The sequence below is a fragment of the Bacillus sp. BSL6 genome (assembly GCF_052928345.1).
In genome coordinates, this window is sequence record NZ_JAVGCW010000006.1 from 200274 (window position 1) to 218473 (window position 18200).

Sequence of the window (18200 nt, forward strand, 5' to 3'; positions counted from 1 at the left end):
TGAAGCGCTTTTTGCTTCAAGCGAGAGAGTGAAATGGCCGGAGATTCTAGCCGCTGGAGCTAGATATCGCAACTTAAAGCGCAAGTGGCTCACACCACTCACACTCTCTATTCTGAAAAAAACCCGCCTTGCGCAGCGAGTTTTACTTATCTTTGTTTGTAGGAACTGCATGACAATGACGACAGCGTGGTTCATACGATTCTGAAGCACCAACTAAAATAATCGGATCATCAAATGCCGCTGGTTCTCCATCAATTAATCGTTGTGTACGACTTGCCGGAGATCCACATGCAGAACATACTGCTTGTAGTTTTGTTACATGTTCAGCAATCGCCATCAGCTGAGGAACTTGTCCAAATGGTAGACCACGGAAATCTTGGTCTAAACCAGCTACAATGACACGATAGCCACGATTTGCCAATACTTGCACCACTTCCACAATGTCCCCATCAAAGAATTGCACCTCATCGATTGCAATTACATCCATTTCTTCAGTGATATGTTCAAATATATCTTTTGAAGCTGAAACAGGAACTGCTTTTACCTTTAATCCGTTATGTGATACAACGTCTTCTTCACTATAGCGATTATCAATACATGGTTTAAATACAATTGCATGTTGTTTCGCAAATTGCGTACGACGCACACGGCGGATAAGCTCTTCTGATTTACCAGAAAACATACTACCGCAAATCACTTCAATCCAACCGTTCTGATTTATTAAGTACATGAAGCTCTCCTTTCATCTACTTTTTAATTAAAAGTAGGGTAAAGGTATAATATTTTCGCAAAAAAAACAGACAAGCGAATAGATACACTTGCCTGTTTTATGTTTTTATTACTTAAGACCGTATTTCTTATTGAAGCGGTCAACGCGTCCGTCTGCAGTAGCAAACTTCTGACGTCCAGTGTAGAATGGGTGAGAATCAGAACTGATCTCAACTTTTAGTAATGGATAAGTGTTACCATCTTCCCACTCAACAGTTTCGTTAGATCCTCTAGTAGATCCGCTTAAGAATTTGAAGCCTGTGTTTGTGTCCATGAATACAACTTTCTTGTAATCTGGGTGAATTCCTGCTTTCATTCTTTTCATCTCCTTCCGCCCTGAATCATTTTCGAAACAGAGTTTTTCATCTTCAGCTGCATACACAACTATATTGATGAAACACATATGATGAAATTATAACAAGGCTAACTTCATTTTGCAACTACCTGTTTTTGTCTTTTTAAATTAAAAGTGGAGACGGCTCGTTCAGCTCTGACTGGCTAAGGTTCTCTCGCACAAAAGGTGCTTTTTACCTTTAGTGCGGGAGGTTCTTAGACACGAAGAGCTAGCCGTCGGAACTAGATACAATTTAAAAGCGCAAGCGGCTCGTTCAGAATGGGAGGGGGATGGAGCTGGATATTATCTTAAAATGGAGGCCGCTCATCCAACTAGAACCAACTAATGCCCTTCCACTCATCTCTCTTTAAGATCACCTAAAAAACATAAAAAACTCGCTTACCATAAAATAAGCGAGTCCCAATCTTTTCCCTTTACTTCGTTGTTACATATCTTTTCGAATCTGCAACAATGTTTTGTAAAAATTCTTCATTTGTCTTTGTTTGACGAAGTTTACGTAAGAAACCTTCAACAAAGTCTGGTGTATCACGCATTGTTTTACGAATACCCCATAGCTTGTCTAAATGTTCTTTCGGAATTAATAGATCCTCTTTACGTGTACCAGAACGGCGAATATCAATTGCCGGGAAGATACGACGCTCAGCTAATGAACGATCTAAATGAAGTTCCATATTTCCAGTTCCTTTAAATTCTTCGTAAATTACATCGTCCATACGAGATCCTGTATCGACAAGAGCTGTTGCTAAAATTGTTAAGCTACCGCCTTCTTCGATATTACGTGCAGCTCCAAAGAAACGCTTCGGTCTATGGAAGGCAGCTGGGTCGATACCACCCGATAATGTTCTACCACTTGGCGGAATAACAAGGTTGTAAGCTCGCGCTAAACGGGTAATACTATCCATTAAAATGATAACATCTTTTTTGTGCTCTACAAGACGCATTGCACGTTCTAACACAAGTTCTGCTACTTTAATATGATTTTCTGGTACTTCATCAAAAGTAGAGCTTACAACATCTCCTTTAACAGAACGTTCAATATCTGTTACTTCCTCTGGACGCTCATCAATTAAAAGGACAATTAATTCAGCTTCCGGATGATTTGTTGTAACACTGTGTGCGATTTCTTTTAATAGACTAGTTTTACCAGCCTTTGGAGGCGCGACAATTAAACCACGTTGTCCAAATCCAACTGGTGCAATTAAATCCATGATGCGTGTCGGTAACTTTTTCGGTTCCGTTTCCAATTTCATTTGGCGATCTGGGTATAATGGTGTTAATGCAGGGAAATGCACACGCTCTTTTGCTGACTCTGGATCATCTCCGTTTACAGCTTCAACTTGTAATAACCCAAAGTAGCGTTCATTTTCTTTCGGAGGTCGTACTTTACCAGAAACCTTATCTCCATTACGTAAATCGAAACGACGAATTTGCGAAGCTGAGATATAAATATCTTCTGAGCTTGGAGAGTAGTTGATAGGACGTAGGAATCCAAATCCTTCTGATTGAATAATTTCTAATACGCCTTCCATGAAGAAGAAACCTTCTTTTTCTGCTCGAGCTTTTAAAATGGCGAAGATTAACTCTTTTTTCGTTAATTTGCTATAATACGAAATTTTAAATTCTTTCGCAAGCTCGTATAACTCTTTTAATTTCATGTTTTCTAATGCTGCAATTGACAAATTCATTCAGACACCACACTTTAACGTTATTCTCTTTTCACATGGGTAAAGGGAAAAAATACGGAAGGCAAATAATTAATAATGAAAGGCAATAAGTTCAAGTAGGGTAATATTCACTATTGTAACCCTTTTATCTAGTTTTAATCAATACGTTGAAACACAAATACAAGAAGCGAAGACAAGAAAATTTGTCTTCGCTTTTTATTTAATCCAGCTTCAGCAGCTAGAATGGTCGGTGGCTAGAAGGATCAGTCATTTCACCCCTTCCTGCGAGGCACAAAACGCCTCTTCGTCAGGAGTTCCAATGCCTTCCCCTTCTGAGCAAGCTGCTTACGCTTTTTACTCAATCCAGTTCCAGCGGCTAGAATCTCCGGTCATTTCACTCTCTCACTCGAAGCAAAGAACGCTTCAAGGTCGAGAGTTCTAAATAGCCTGCGATTCTGAACGAGCCGCTTGCACTTTTTATTTAATAACCAAGTTCGGTTTTTTATTTAAGCTGTGACGTCCGTCTACGAAGCGTACTGTGCCTGATTTTGCGCGCATAACAAGGGATTGTGTTGTTCCTACGCTACCTTTAAATTGAACGCCGCGTAATAGTTCTCCGTCTGTTACACCTGTTGCTGCGAAGATTGCATCGTCACCTTTTACTAAGTCCTCCATGCGAAGGATGCGGTTGATGTCGTCTATGCCCATCTTTTTGCAACGCGCCAATTCAGCGTCGTTTTGTGGTAATAATTTCCCGTGAATTTCTCCACCTAAACATTTTAATGCAACTGCTGCTAATACACCCTCAGGCGCACCACCAGAACCGAATAAAATATCTACACCTGTACGATCAAATGCAGTATTAATTGCACCTGCTACGTCTCCATCATTAATCAATTTAATACGAGCACCAGCTTTACGAATCTCTTCAATAATCGCTTGATGACGTGGACGGTTTAAAACTGTCGCTACAACATCTTCAATATCTTTGTTTTTCGCTTTCGCAACTGCACGTAAGTTATCGATAATAGGCGCATCAATATCGACCGCCCCAACCGCTTCTGGGCCAACCGCGATTTTATCCATGTACATGTCAGGAGCATGTAACAAATTACCGTGATCTGCAATTGCAATAACAGCAAGAGCATTCCATCCACCAGCTGCTACAATGTTTGTCCCTTCTAAAGGATCAACTGCAACGTCTACACGCGGACCATATCCTGTACCTAATTTTTCTCCGATATATAGCATTGGTGCTTCATCCATTTCACCTTCACCAATTACAACTGTACCTTTCATCGGAATTGTATCAAATACATCACGCATAGCTGATGTTGCTGCACCGTCTGCCTCATCCTTTTTCCCGCGTCCCATCCAACGCGCTGATGATAAAGCTGCAGCCTCTGTTACACGTACTAACTCCATAGATAAACTTCTTTCCACGATAATCCCTCTCCTTTAAGTCTTTATATTTCTGCCGTATTTTGTGAACCGTGTTTTTTCTATAAAGTGTACTTCCGCAAGTAGTGATGCTTCGCTTCCCCCTTGCGGAAGTATCACTTATGCGTTCTTCATTTCTTCAATTTCTTGCTTTGTCATTTGTTCTCGCCAAATGTTTGCTCCAAGCCCTTTAAGCTTGTCTACTATATTTTCATAGCCTCGATCAATATGCTCAAGTCCGGTTACTTCTGTAATTCCATCCGCCATTAATCCTGCGATAACAAGGGCTGCTCCAGCTCGCAAATCACTCGCTTTCACTTTTGCACCTTGCAATAAAACAGGACCAGTTACGATAGCTGACCGACCTTCTACTTTAATTTGTGCATTCATACGACGTAATTCATCAATATGTTTAAAACGCGCGCCATAAATCGTATCCGTTACAACACCCGTTCCATGCGCCTTTGTTAAAAGTGTTGTAAACGGCTGTTGTAAATCTGTTGGGAAACCTGGATATACAAGCGTTTTTATATCAACTACTTTTAATCTTCTATCACCGTTCACTGTAATCTGGTCATCATTCGTTTCAACTTGGACACCAGCTTCTCGGAGCTTCGCCGTAACTGACTCTAAGTGCTGAGGAATAACATTATCAACTGTTACTTCTCCTCCTGATGCAGCACCTAAAATCATATACGTACCCGCTTCAATACGATCTGGAATGATCGTATGATGACAACCGTGCAATGAATCCACACCATCAATTCGGATTACATCTGTACCAGCACCTTTAATGCGTGCTCCCATGCTCGTTAACAGTGTAGCTACATCAATAATCTCTGGTTCTTTCGCTGCGTTTTCAATAACAGTTCTACCTTTCGCCCGTACGGCTGCTAGCATAATGTTAATCGTAGCTCCTACACTAACAACATCTAAATAAATACGAGCCCCGCGTAGTTCATCTGCTCTTAAATAGATAGCACCTTGTTCATTCGTAACATGTGCACCTAACGCTTCAAACCCTTTAATATGCTGATCAATCGGCCTCGGTCCTAAGTGACATCCACCTGGAAGCCCAATAACAGCTTTTTTAAAACGGCCAAGCATCGCACCCATTAAATAATAAGAAGCACGCAATTTTTTCACTTTTCCGTTTGGTAAAGGCATTGCAACCATGTTAGAAGGATCGACTACCATCTCTTCCTCCTGTCCATACGTTACTCTTCCTCCAATTTCCTCTAGTAAGTCTCCTAACATTTTCACGTCCGAAATATTAGGGACACCACCAATAGTTACTGGAGTATCTGCTAAAATTGTCGCTGGAATTAGTGCAACGGCGCTGTTCTTTGCACCACTCACGCGAATTGTTCCATTTAAAGCTCTTCCGCCTTCAATTAGCAATTTTTCCATATTGAGCTCCCTTCTTGTGAATGTATTTACTTTCTATATTTTTATAGAAAGCTCCCCCTTAAGAATCTCAATCACTCTTTCCACCCTAACACTCAATAAATAGGAAACCATCATCTTCATTTCTCCTGTCATACAAAAAGATAAAGATTAACTATTTATCGAATTTACTTTATCAATTTAGATACATTATCACATTTATTAATAGGACTATGCACATTATTTTCTATTTCAAAAACAAAATGATAAAATCTTTAGACTTGTTCACGCTTTCATTATACAACGAAAGGAAACCGTCTAAAAGAGTAGACGGTTTCCAAAACGGAATTTTATTCTTACGCTTTACCGTTAGAACCGAATTCGCGAATTTTACCAATAACAGTTGCTTTGATAGCGTCGCGGCCAGGTCCGATAAATTTACGAGGATCGTAAACTTCTTGGTCTTTGTTTAATACTTCACGAACAGCTTTTGTAAACTCAATTTGGTTCTCAGTGTTTACGTTGATTTTTGAAGTACCTAAAGAGATAGCTTTTTCGATATCAGCAGTTGGGATACCAGTACCACCGTGTAATACTAAAGGTACGCCAGTGAAGTCACGAACTTGTTCCATTTCAGCGAATCCTAAGTTAGGCTCACCTTTGTAAGGACCGTGTACAGAACCTAAAGCTGGAGCTAGGCAATCGATACCTGTTGCTTCAACAAGGTGCTTACACTCAGCTGGGTCAGCGTAAATTACGCCTTCAGCGATTACGTCGTCTTCTTGTCCGCCAACTGTTCCAAGCTCAGCTTCAACAGATACGTTACGAGCGTGTGCGTATTCTACTACTTTTTTAGTAGTTTCTACGTTTTCTTCGAATGGGTGGTGAGAAGCGTCGATCATTACAGATGTGAAACCTGCATCGATTGCTTCTTTACATTTTTCGAAGCTTGAACCATGGTCAAGGTGAATCGCTACAGGAACAGTGATGTTCATTTCTTCGATTAAAGCTTTAACCATAGCTACAACTGTTTTGAAACCAGTCATATGACGAGCTGCACCCTCAGATACACCTAGGATTACAGGAGATTTTTCTTCTTCCGCAGCAGCTAAGATAGCTTGAGTCCACTCTAAGTTGTTCATGTTGAATTGACCAACTGCGTATTTTCCTTCTAGTGCTTTGTTTAGCATTTCTTTCATAGAAACTAAAGGCATGGTGAATCCTCCTAAAAAACGTTTTTTGTATCCGATAAGTTCTTATCGCTGGTAGTATGACCAGAATAAGGTAAAATATGTATATCTACATACCGGACTTTTTTCTACACTCAATAGGATAACAACTTGTACTCAAAAACTCAACCGTATTCACCTGCACAATAGTCCATGTAAACGCTTTTTTCCATATTTTTTATAAAAAATTCATTTTTAAGCCTCTACAGCGAGCTCATTTCTCACCGCTTGACGAATTTCATCAATATCAAATGGTTTAGCAAAATGCATTAAAGCACCTAAATCTTTTGCTTCTTGGATCATATCAAGCTCTCCGTAAGCAGTCATTAAAATCACTTTAATACTCTCATCAATTTCTTTTACATGCTTTAAAATCTCTATACCATCCATACCTGGAATTTTCATATCTAACACAACTAAATCTGGATTATCTTTTTTCACGATATCTAAAGCTTGAAATCCATTCGCTGCTTGGAATGTCTGATAACCTTCTTTTTGGAACACTTCATGTAATAACACACGAATGCCATATTGATCATCAACGATTAAAATTTTCCCTTCCATAACTCCCAACCTTTCTGTGTAAGTACAAGATTTAAAGCTTCTTATATCTTAACGATTAATTTTCGCTATTCTTTACCAAATTCCTTCCTATTTCTTTCTTATTTTACCGTTTCCTATTTTGTTATGCCACCTTCGATTTCACCTTTCTAAAAAAATAAATTATAATGAAAGCCGGTAAACACGTACGAAGGGAGTAACATTATGTTAAAAATTTTTTCAACCCAATTAAGTGGTTATTTCTCCAGAGTTTCTCAAAAAGAGGAAATGAATATAGAAGATAGCGCCCGTCTACTCGCTCAAGCATTAGTTGGCGAAGGTTTCATTTATTTACATGGTACAAATGAAATGGAGGGCGTTGTTGCTGAAGCGCTATTCGGTACTGAACCAATGAAGCAAGCAAAACGATTATTTGAAAATGGTAAAGAAGTAGAAGTAACTTCTGCAGATCGTGTACTTCTTATTAGCCGTTTTTCAACAGATGAAGAAATTGTAGCAATAGCAAAAAAACTTCAAGCAGATGGACACTCTATTGTCGGCATCTCTGCTATTCAAGAAGGTACTGAATCACTAGAACAATATACAGATGTACATATTGATATAAAGCTGTTAAAAGGGCTTATTCCAGACGATGAAGGTAATCGCTACGGATTCCCAAGCTTAATGATAGCTTTATTTGCATATCACGGGATCAAATTTACAATTGATGAAATGTTAAATGAATATTAAAAAAAGCGCCCTATTTCAGGCGCTTTTTTTTATTACTTGCTCTCTTTATTCGTAATAGAAGCTTTTACGAAGTCATGGAACAATGGTTGTGGACGGTTTGGACGAGAAACAAGTTCTGGGTGGAACTGTGCTGCTACGAACCAAGGGTGATCTTTTAATTCAACGATTTCAACTAAACGGCCGTCTGGGCTTGTACCAGAGAATACAAATCCTGCTTTTTCCATATCCGGACGGAATTGATTGTTGAACTCATAACGATGACGATGACGCTCATATACAACCGGCTCATTGTAAGCGTTGTAAGCATTTGTTTCTTCAGCAAGCTTACATGGGTATAGACCAAGACGAAGTGTACCACCTAAGTCTTCTACATCTTTTTGTTCTGGTAATAAGTCGATGATTGCATATGGTGTGTCAGGATTGATTTCAGAAGAGTTAGCTCCTTCTAATCCTAATACGTTACGTGCGAATTCGATTGATGCAAGTTGCATACCCAAGCAAATTCCTAGGAATGGAACTTTGTTTTCACGAGCATATTGAATTGCAACGATTTTACCTTCTACACCACGATCGCCGAAGCCACCTGGTACAAGGATACCGTCTGTGTCACCAACTAATTCTTGTACGTTCTCTGCTGTTACATGCTCAGCGTTTACCCATTTCACTTCTACATCTGTGTCGAAAGAGTAACCTGCATGACGAAGTGCTTCTACAACAGAAATGTATGCATCTTGAAGCTCTACGTATTTACCAACAAGAGCGATTTTTGTTTTCTTAGAAAGGTTACGCACTTTTTCAACTAGCGCAGTCCACTCTGTCATATCTGCAGCTGGATTGTCTAATTTTAAGTGATCACAAACGATTTGGTCCATATTTTGCTCTTGAAGAGATAATGGAACCGCATATAAAGTATCTGCATCGCGTGCTTCAATAACTGCTTTTGTATCAATGTCACAGAATAATGCAAGCTTGTCTTTCATATCTTGAGAAACAGGCATTTCTGTACGAACAACGATAATATTTGGTTGAATACCTAAGCTGCGAAGCTCTTTAACGCTATGTTGCGTTGGTTTTGTTTTCATTTCACCTGCTGCTTTTAAGTACGGGATTAACGTACAGTGAATGTACATTACATTGTCACGACCGATGTCGCTCTTAATTTGACGGATTGCTTCTAAGAATGGTAGAGACTCGATGTCACCAACAGTTCCACCAATTTCTGTAATAACAACATCCGCGTTTGTTTCGCGACCAGAACGGTATACGCGCTCTTTAATTTCGTTAGTAATGTGAGGAATAACTTGAACTGTTCCTCCTAGGTATTCACCACGACGCTCTTTTTGAAGAACTGAAGAGTAAATTTTACCTGTTGTTACGTTGCTGTATTTGTTTAAGTTGATGTCGATGAAACGCTCATAGTGACCAAGGTCTAAGTCAGTTTCTGCACCATCATCTGTTACGAATACCTCACCGTGTTGATATGGGCTCATAGTCCCTGGGTCTACGTTAATGTATGGATCAAACTTTTGAATCGTTACGTTTAAACCACGATTTTTTAAAAGTCTTCCAAGAGATGCTGCTGTAATACCTTTTCCTAGAGACGATACTACACCGCCTGTTACAAAAATATACTTAGTCATGAAAAAGCTCCCTTCTATTTTGCTGTTATATAATCACCGTTGCAAAGCGCAACGTATGTAGATAACACTGTATCCATCTTATTGTTAGACTCTTTTTATTTTCTAAACAAAAAACAAAAAAGAAAATTGCTCCCCTCATCACATAAAGTAATAAGTAGGGAGCAATTTTCTTTTATATTTACACTTTAAAAGTATTATCGTCCTTTTTTAAAGAGCCCAAAAATGATTCTACATGGACGATAATGAAAAGTCAAGAACTACAGTTCTTCCTCTTCTTCTTCTTCCGTTTCATCATACTCAAGTTCTTCTTCAGCGAAGTCATCTTCATCGTCATCTAAATCATCAAGATCATCGTCGTCTCCGTCTTCTTCTTCAAGAACCTTGTCCAAATCTTCTACATCATCATCTTCGTCTTCATTTCCGTCTACATCATCAAAGTCATCTTCATCTTCTTCAATGTAGTCGTCAAAACCGTCTTCTTCAACTTTACGTTTCTTCTTCGGTTTTGGTTGAGGCAAGATTTCTTCATCAATTTGCTCGTATGGGTACCAGCTGCGTAGCCCCCAACGATTTTCTCCTAAATTAATGAAACGTCCATCGATGTTTAAGTCTGTATAAAATTGTGCGATTTTCGCATTAACTTGCTCTTGAGATAGTCCCAGCACTTGAGCGATTTCTTGAACCAACTCGTTGAATGTCGTTGCTTGTTTTTTATCCCCTAAAACGCTATGTACAACTTCAATCATTGAACATTCTTTTAGCTCTTCTGGTGAATATTGCTTAAAATCCACTTATGCGGCACTTCCTTTCATCAAATATAACCTTATATATAACGGCCTGCTTAAAAAAATCCATACTATTCATTATAAACAAAAGTCGCACAAATATGCTACAAAAAAAAACGGGAAACTTTTATAGGGTAGTAAAATTATAATTTGTGCATTCCTTATTTCGGAAGCATATGGGCCCCTTGTAATACATACCTAATTTGCATGTCTGTATATTCTTCGAGCGTATATAGCTTTTGCAGCGCCCAACGTCGAAATCCCCACATCTGTCCTTGTATAAAAATATTATGCGCAAGAAGCTGTATTTCTTTTTTATTTAATGTAAATGTTCCATTTTCCGTACACTGTTCTAAAATATTCTCAAACATTCCTACCATTTGAAACTCCTTTTCTAATACATACGGGAGTGATTCTTTCGGTAAAAAACGTACCTCTTGATACATTATTAATACTTCTTCCTGCAATTCGTCCATCACTTTAAAGTAATTCGTTATTGCTATCTTCAAACTCTCTATACTCCCTTTTTCTGTACAAACTACTTCCTCTAACCTTTCTTTTACATGTTCATAAATACTATCACAAACTAAATACAAAACATCATCTTTTGTACGGATGTATTCATAAAGCGTACCGATACTAAATCCAGCTGCCTTTGCAATCTCTCTCGTTGTTGTACGCGGAAATCCTTTTTGTTTAAACAGTTGCACTGCACCTTTAATCATTTGTTCACGCCTTAACGCGACTAATTTTTCATCTTTCACTGATGCATGCACATTATGTTTAACCATCCCCTTCACCTCTCTATTATTTTTTGGAAGGAAAAAGCGTAGGAAAATACCTACGCCTTTGATCCTACTTCGTTAACATACGAGAAATTACGAGCCTTTGAATCTCTTGTGTTCCTTCATATATCTGTGTAATCTTTGCATCTCGCATGTATCGCTCTACTGGATAATCTTTCGTATAACCGTAACCACCAAATACTTGTACCGCTTCCGTCGTCACCTTCATCGCTGCATCACCTGCAAATACTTTTGACATCGCTGACTCTTTCCCATACGGAAGCCCTTCTGATTCAAGCCAAGCCGCTTGGTATGTTAGAAGGCGCGCCGCCTCCACATCCGTTGCCATATCTGCTAGTTTAAAACCAATCCCTTGCTGCGCCGCAATTGGTTTCCCAAACTGGTGACGCTCCCTTGCATATTCTACGGAAGCATCTAAAGCTCCTTGTGCAATACCAACCGCTTGCGCCGCAATACCGTTACGGCCGCCATCTAATGTTTGCATCGCTATCTTAAACCCTTGCCCTTCTTCCCCCAGTAAATTTTCTACAGGAATGCGGCAATCTTCGAACATAATTTCAGTTGTTGGTGAAGAGCGAATCCCTAACTTGCTTTCCTTCTTCCCAACTGAAAATCCTGGTGTATCACTTTCTACTATAAATGCACTCGTGCCACGCTGTTTCGATTCAGGATCAGTTAATGCGAAAACAACATAAATATCAGCAATACCACCATTAGTGATAAATATTTTTGATCCATTTAATACATAATGGTCTCCATCTCTTTTGGCGATCGTCTTCATTCCACCAGCATCCGATCCAGACCCTGGCTCCGTTAAGCCGTACGCACCAATTTTCTTTCCTTCAGCCATCGGTCGTAAAAATGTTTGCTTTTGCTCTTCTGTTCCAAATTTAAAAATTGGCCAACCAGCAAGTGAAGTATGTGCAGACAATGTTACACCTGTAGAAGCACATACACGCGATAATTCTTCAATAGCAATTACATACGCTAAGTAATCGCTTCCAATTCCGCCGTATTCTTCAGGCCATGGAATACCAGTTAAACCAAGCTCGGCCATTTGATCAAATATTGCACGATCAAATCTCTCTTCTTCATCACGCTCAGCTGCCGTCGGTGCTACTTCATTCTTAGCAAAGTCTCGAACCATTTTTCTTATCATTTCATGTTCTTCTGATAGTTTAAAATGCATGCCCGTCTCCCCCTTGTGCTTTTATAAAGCTCGGCTAATAACAAGTTTCTGTATTTCACTCGTTCCTTCATATATTTGCGTGATTTTCGCATCACGGAAAAATCTTTCTACTGGATAATCTTTCGTATAACCGTAGCCACCAAATACTTGCACTGCTTCAATCGCAACTTCAACAGCCGTTTTAGAAGCGAATAATTTCGCAATAGATGCTTCTTTACCACATGGTAATCCTTGCGCTCTTAGCGATGCCGCCCTATATACGAGTAATCGCGCCGCTTCTACACTAGTTGCCATATCTGCAAGTTTGAAGCCAATCCCTTGCTGCGCCGCAATTGGCTTTCCGAATTGCTCACGTTCTTTCGCATAATCAATCGCACATGCAAGCGCCGCTTCAGCAATCCCTAATGCTTGCGCCCCAATCCCAATTCTTCCAACATCTAAATTCGCCATTGCTACCTTAAATCCTTGTCCTTCTTCACCAAGTAAATTCTCAGCCGGTACCTTCATATCCTCGAACGTAAGTTGTACAGTGCGAGAACCGAGCAGTCCCATTTTATGCTCATCTTTACCGATAATTAAGCCTGGTGTATCTTTCTCTACTATGAATGCAGAAATCCCACTCTTTCCTGCCTCTGGATTTGTAGAAGCGAATACAATATATGTACTTGCTTCACCACCATTTGTAATGAACACCTTCGATCCATTAATAATGTAATGATCGCCTTTCTTCACAGCTCTTGATTTCAAACTTCCTGCATCCGATCCTGCATTTGGTTCTGTTAATGCAAATGCACCTAAATATTCACCAGTCGCAAGTTTAGAAACGTATTTCTCTTTCTGTTCTTCTGTTCCGAAATATAAAATCGGGTTCATTCCAACTGACGTATGTACAGCTAAAATTACACCAACCGTTGCGCTTACCTTTGAAATTTCTTCAATTGCTAAAATGTAAGAAATAAAATCCATTTCTGCCCCGCCGTATTTTGCAGGCGCTGGAATTCCCATTAATCCAAGCTCACCCATCTTCTGCAAAATCTCTTTTGGAAACACCCCTTGTTCCATACTAGGAACAAAGGGAGCTATTTCCTTCTGCGCAAAATCTCGAACCATTTTCCTCATCATTTGTTGCTCTTCATTAAAACGAAAGTTCATATACCCCGCCTCCATTTGCTATATATCCTTTTAACAATTTGGTAAGACCACTATTTTGTAACAAAGGGTAATTTATTCGTAAACGTAGAAACCACGACCTGTTTTACGTCCTAACCATCCTGCATTTACGTACTTACGCAGTAATGGACATGGACGATATTTACTATCACCTAAACCTTCATGCAACACTTCCATAATATATAAACACGTGTCTAAACCGATAAAATCAGCGAGCGTTAAAGGACCCATCGGGTGATTCATACCAAGTTTCATTACTTCATCAATCGCTTCTTTCGTCGCTACACCTTCATATAACGTATAAATTGCTTCGTTAATCATCGGTAATAAAATACGATTCGATACAAATCCTGGGAAATCATTTACTTCAACTGGTACTTTGCCAATTTTCTTCGTAATATCTTCAATTGTTTCGTATACCGCATCATCTGTAGCCAAACCACGAATAATTTCAACAAGTTTCATAACCGGAACCGGATTCATAAAGTGCATACCGATTACTTTTTCCGGACGTTTCGTTACCGCGGCAATTTCTGTAATTGGCAAAGATGACGTATTTGTCGCTAAAATTGCGTGTTCTGGAGCAATTTCATCTAAATTCGCAAAGATTTTCTTTTTAATATCCATTTTCTCGACAGCTGCTTCGATAATAAGATCCGCTTCCTTCACACAATCTAAATCAAGCGTTACTGCAAGACGGTTTAATGTCGCTTCCTTTTCTTCTTCCTTCATGCGCCCCTTTTCTACTTGGCGTGCTAAGTTTTTCGTAATAATAGCCAATCCTCTATCTAATTGCTCCTGTTTTAAATCTTGTACCTTCACATCGTATCCTGCCATTGCACATACTTGCGCAATTCCTGATCCCATTTGTCCTGCACCAATTACAACAATTTTTTGTACACCCATTTCTTCTTCCCCCTTAATTTTTAATAAACTATATATCTTCTAATCTTAATTAGTGAACTTCAATCATCACTGCATCGCCTTGACCGCCACCACTACAAATCGAAGCAATTCCAATTCCACCGCCGCGTTGCTTAAGTGCATGGATTAGTGTAACGATAATGCGCGCTCCGCTTGCTCCAATCGGATGCCCCATCGCCACTGCGCCGCCATTTACATTCAATTTTTCTGGGTCAATTCCCGCAATCTCTGTACTTGCAATTGCTACTGCTGCAAATGCTTCATTAATCTCGAATAAATCGATGTCTTCAATTGTCTTGCCTGTTTTTTCAAGCAATGCGTTAATTGCATAACCTGGCGTCCTCGGGAAATCTTTAGACTCCACTGCAATTGCTGTATGTGCCAAAATTGTCGCTAACGGCTTTCTTCCTTCTTGCTTCGCTCTATCTTCGCTCATTAATACAAGTGCAGCGCCACCATCGTTTAGCCCTGGTGCATTACCAGCTGTTACCGTCGCTGTCTTATCAAATACAGGTTTTAATTTTGCTAACTTTTCAATTGTTGTATCCGCGCGTGGCGCCTCATCCTTTGCAACGACAATAGGATCCCCTTTTCTTTGCGGAATCGTTACTGGCACGATTTCCTCTTCAAAGCGTCCTTCTTTATGTGCTGAAACCGCACGCTGATGGCTACGATATGCCCATTCATCTTGCGCTTCGCGGGAAATCCCATCTTCCTTCGCAACTTCTCCGCCATAAACACCCATGTGTATACCTGAAAATGCGCATGTTAAACCGTCAGCAACGTTTAAATCAATGACTTCGTTGTTACCCATTCTGTATCCCCATCTTGCTCCTCGTAAAATGTAAGGACTGTTACTCATCGACTCCATACCGCCAGCTACAATTAGTGATTGATCGCCAGTACGAATAATTTGATCCGCTAAAGTCACCGCACGAAGCCCTGATGCACAAACTTTATTGACAGTTTCCGTCTGCACTTCCCAAGGGATTCCAGCAGCCCGTGCCGCTTGGCGCGATGGAATTTGCCCCTGCCCACCTTGAATAACCGTTCCGAATATAACTTCCTCAACATCACTAGCTGAAACATTTGCTCTTTCAAGCGCCGCTTTAATTGCAATCCCTCCAAGTTCTGTTGCTTTTACATCTTTTAAAGATCCTCCAAATTTCCCAACCGGTGTTCTTGCTGCACTTAAAATAACTGTTTTACTCATGTTTCTTTCCCCCATTTCTTTTTTTAGCACCGAGCGCTCGCTCGGCATTGTTACGCTGAGAAGAGGTGCAATGATTGCACCTCCCTCTAAAGTTGTATTCATGCTTGCAGATTACATTGCTTCTTTCTTCTGTCCGATAACAGAGCGTTCTAAAATCTCTGTTACATCAAGCGTTTGAACCTTCTCTTCTACTTCTTTCGCTTTCGTCCCATCACTAATCATCGTTAAACAATATGGACAACCTGTACCGATAATAGATGGTTGCACAGCTAACGCTTGTTCTGTACGAGCAACGTTAATACGAGAACCTGTTGTTTCCTCCATCCACATTAAGCCACCGCCTGCTCCACAGCACATTCCCGTTTCACGGTTACGTGCCATTTCTACAAGATTCACACCAGGAATCGCTTTCAAAATGTCACGCGGGGCTTCGTATACTTCGTTGTATCTTCCTAAGTAACAGGAATCATGGTACGTAACTGTTTCCTCAATAGCGTGAACCGGTTTTAAGCGTCCTTCTTTCACCCACTGAGCTAACAGTTCTGTATGATGATAGACTTCTGCTTGCAAGCCAAAGTCTGGATACTCATTTTTAAATGTGTTATAAGCATGAGGGTCAATCGTAACGATTTTCTTCACTCCTGCTTTTTCAAATTCCTCGATATTTTTTGTCGCCATCTCTTGGAAGACGAATTCATTTCCTAGGCGGCGCGGTGTATCTCCAGAGTTCTTCTCTTTATTACCGAGAATCGCAAATGAAATGCCTGCTTCGTTCATCAACTTCGCAAACGATATCGCAATCTTCTGACTACGGTTATCGTATGATCCCATTGAACCAACCCAGAATAAATATTCGAACTCCTCGCCAGCTTTCGATTTTTCTTTTACAGTTGGAACCGTTACTTCATCATCACCTTGGCGCCAAGTTTCACGCTCTTTACGGTTTAGACCCCACGGATTCCCTTGACGCTCGATGTTTGTCATCGCACGTTGCGCTTCCGCATCCATCTTTCCTTCTGTTAAAACGAGATAGCGGCGTAAATCAATAATTTTATCAACGTGCTCATTCATAACCGGACACTGATCCTCACAGTTACGACACGTTGTACAAGCCCAAATCTCTTCTTCTGTAATAACATCCCCGATTAAACTTGGATCGTAAGCGAGTGTTGCAGCCGCTGATTCTTGTTGCCCTTTCCCAGCTGCCATCATCGCTAACTGATTTCCTTGTGTATTATTAAAAGCAACTACTGGAACCCAAGGCGCTTTTGATGTTACTGCTGCTCCTTTGTCAGTTAAATGATCGCGAAGTTTTAAAATTAAATCCATCGGCGATAACATTTTCCCTGTTCCTGTCGCCGGACACATATTTGTACAACGACCACACTCTACGCAAGCGTATAAGTCAATAAGCTGATTTTGTCTAAAGTCTTCAATTTTACCAACACCAAATGTTTCTTGTGTTTCATCTTCAAAGTCAATCTTTTCAAGTTTCCCTGGATTTGAAAGACGACCGAAGAAAACGTTAGCTGGTCCAGCAATTAAATGCGCGTGTTTTGATTGTGGAACATAAACTAAAAACGTTAACAAAATTAGTAAATGCACCCACCAAGAGAAATAGAACACAGAAATGGCTGCGGTTTCATTTATCCCTGAGAAAACGTAAGCGATTGCAGAAGCGATTGGCTCACTCCATGAAAGCTCCTCGCCATGCCATATAATTCCCATTCCATTACCCAGTAGCACAGAAATCATTAAGCCACCAATAAAGATAAGAACAAGACCTGATTTGAAATTACGTTTTAAACGAACTAGCTTCTCAACATAACGTCGATGAAAAGCCCAAAAGACTGCAATTAAAATAACAAGTGTGACAATTTCCTGGAAGAATGTAAATGCAGGGTATAGTGGTCCAAGTGGAAGATGTGATCCTGGTGCGAGTCCTTTCCAAACGAAGTCAATTGCTCCAAATTGGACAAGAATAAATCCGTAAAAGAACATAACGTGAATAATGCCGCTCTTTTTATCTTTCAGCAGCTTTTTCTGACCGAAAACATTGACCTTAAGGAGATCCCAACGCTCTTTAAAACGACGGTCAAATTCAATCTTTTTTCCTAACTGTATGTAGGCCATCCTCGTTCGTATAAGATACACAAACAAATATCCCGCATAAGCAATAACAGCAATGGCAGCCAGCCAATTCATGATCAGTAAGCTATTCATTTTTATGCTACCCCTCTCTTTGTAAGCCCTCTTTCTTTTTTAGAATCTTCAAAAACATATAATTTTCTGAATTTTATCCCCTACCTTCATTATATAATGAGTGAGCATTCAGTCAACA

The 18200-nt window shown here is 40.0% G+C and carries 16 protein-coding genes; 1 reads left to right on the plus strand and 15 read right to left on the minus strand.

The genetic code is table 11. The features are described from left to right. Window positions 1–142 precede the first annotated feature (142 nt). The 7 genes from RCJ96_RS20100 to spo0F all read right to left on the minus strand — a co-directional run bounded on the left by RCJ96_RS20100 (window position 143) and on the right by spo0F (window position 7406). Window positions 143–730, minus strand: a complete 588-nt coding sequence (locus tag RCJ96_RS20100; RefSeq protein WP_000280862.1) for a thymidine kinase — start codon at window positions 728–730, stop codon at window positions 143–145. A 108-nt stretch (window positions 731–838) separates the two neighbouring features. Next, on the minus strand, window positions 839–1084 hold the full coding sequence (locus RCJ96_RS20105) for a type B 50S ribosomal protein L31 (RefSeq protein ID WP_000643437.1): 246 nt from the start codon (window positions 1082–1084) through the stop codon (window positions 839–841). 452 nt (window positions 1085–1536) lie between these two features. Further along, on the minus strand, window positions 1537–2808 hold the full coding sequence (gene rho / locus RCJ96_RS20110) for a transcription termination factor Rho (RefSeq protein WP_001053898.1): 1272 nt from the start codon (window positions 2806–2808) through the stop codon (window positions 1537–1539). A 456-nt stretch (window positions 2809–3264) separates the two neighbouring features. Beyond that, window positions 3265–4230, minus strand: a complete 966-nt coding sequence (gene glpX / locus RCJ96_RS20115) for a class II fructose-bisphosphatase (protein ID WP_000442333.1) — start codon at window positions 4228–4230, stop codon at window positions 3265–3267. Window positions 4231–4347: 117 nt separating this feature from the next. Next, complete coding sequence (gene murA, locus RCJ96_RS20120; RefSeq protein WP_000413260.1) at window positions 4348–5637, minus strand: UDP-N-acetylglucosamine 1-carboxyvinyltransferase; 1290 nt, start codon at window positions 5635–5637, stop codon at window positions 4348–4350. A 332-nt stretch (window positions 5638–5969) separates the two neighbouring features. Further along, on the minus strand, window positions 5970–6827 hold the full coding sequence (locus tag RCJ96_RS20125) for a class II fructose-bisphosphate aldolase (protein ID WP_001131850.1): 858 nt from the start codon (window positions 6825–6827) through the stop codon (window positions 5970–5972). 210 nt (window positions 6828–7037) lie between these two features. After that, window positions 7038–7406: a sporulation initiation phosphotransferase Spo0F gene (gene spo0F, locus RCJ96_RS20130; protein WP_000398594.1), complete on the minus strand. Its 369-nt coding sequence runs from the start codon at window positions 7404–7406 to the stop codon at window positions 7038–7040. A 201-nt stretch (window positions 7407–7607) separates the two neighbouring features. On the opposite strand from spo0F, the gene RCJ96_RS20135 reads away from it, so the two are divergent. After that, entirely contained in the window at window positions 7608–8132 is a 525-nt protein-coding gene (locus tag RCJ96_RS20135; protein WP_416504004.1) for a DUF2529 domain-containing protein, read from the plus strand. A gap of 32 nt (window positions 8133–8164) precedes the next feature. Here RCJ96_RS20135 and pyrG read toward each other — a convergent pair whose 3' ends face one another. The 8 genes from pyrG to RCJ96_RS20175 all read right to left on the minus strand — a co-directional run bounded on the left by pyrG (window position 8165) and on the right by RCJ96_RS20175 (window position 18082). Beyond that, window positions 8165–9772: a CTP synthase gene (gene pyrG, locus RCJ96_RS20140; RefSeq protein WP_270795444.1), complete on the minus strand. Its 1608-nt coding sequence runs from the start codon at window positions 9770–9772 to the stop codon at window positions 8165–8167. 257 nt (window positions 9773–10029) lie between these two features. Next, window positions 10030–10563, minus strand: coding sequence for a DNA-directed RNA polymerase subunit delta (rpoE, locus tag RCJ96_RS20145; protein WP_416504003.1), 534 nt, complete (start codon window positions 10561–10563; stop codon window positions 10030–10032). A gap of 155 nt (window positions 10564–10718) precedes the next feature. Continuing rightward, the gene (locus RCJ96_RS20150) at window positions 10719–11348 is read right to left on the minus strand and encodes a TetR/AcrR family transcriptional regulator (protein WP_000238597.1); all 630 of its coding nucleotides are present in this window, start codon (window positions 11346–11348) and stop codon (window positions 10719–10721) included. Window positions 11349–11412: 64 nt separating this feature from the next. Further along, the gene (acdA, locus tag RCJ96_RS20155; protein ID WP_000545521.1) at window positions 11413–12552 is read right to left on the minus strand and encodes an acyl-CoA dehydrogenase AcdA; all 1140 of its coding nucleotides are present in this window, start codon (window positions 12550–12552) and stop codon (window positions 11413–11415) included. Window positions 12553–12573: 21 nt separating this feature from the next. Beyond that, on the minus strand, window positions 12574–13704 hold the full coding sequence (locus tag RCJ96_RS20160) for an acyl-CoA dehydrogenase (RefSeq protein ID WP_001011168.1): 1131 nt from the start codon (window positions 13702–13704) through the stop codon (window positions 12574–12576). 72 nt (window positions 13705–13776) lie between these two features. Further along, window positions 13777–14628, minus strand: coding sequence for a 3-hydroxybutyryl-CoA dehydrogenase (locus RCJ96_RS20165; RefSeq protein WP_074608085.1), 852 nt, complete (start codon window positions 14626–14628; stop codon window positions 13777–13779). Window positions 14629–14677: 49 nt separating this feature from the next. Then, window positions 14678–15961, minus strand: coding sequence for an acetyl-CoA C-acetyltransferase (locus RCJ96_RS20170; RefSeq protein ID WP_139302787.1), 1284 nt, complete (start codon window positions 15959–15961; stop codon window positions 14678–14680). Window positions 15962–15970: 9 nt separating this feature from the next. Continuing rightward, the gene (locus tag RCJ96_RS20175; RefSeq protein WP_001086787.1) at window positions 15971–18082 is read right to left on the minus strand and encodes a heterodisulfide reductase-related iron-sulfur binding cluster; all 2112 of its coding nucleotides are present in this window, start codon (window positions 18080–18082) and stop codon (window positions 15971–15973) included. Window positions 18083–18200: the final 118 nt, after the last annotated feature.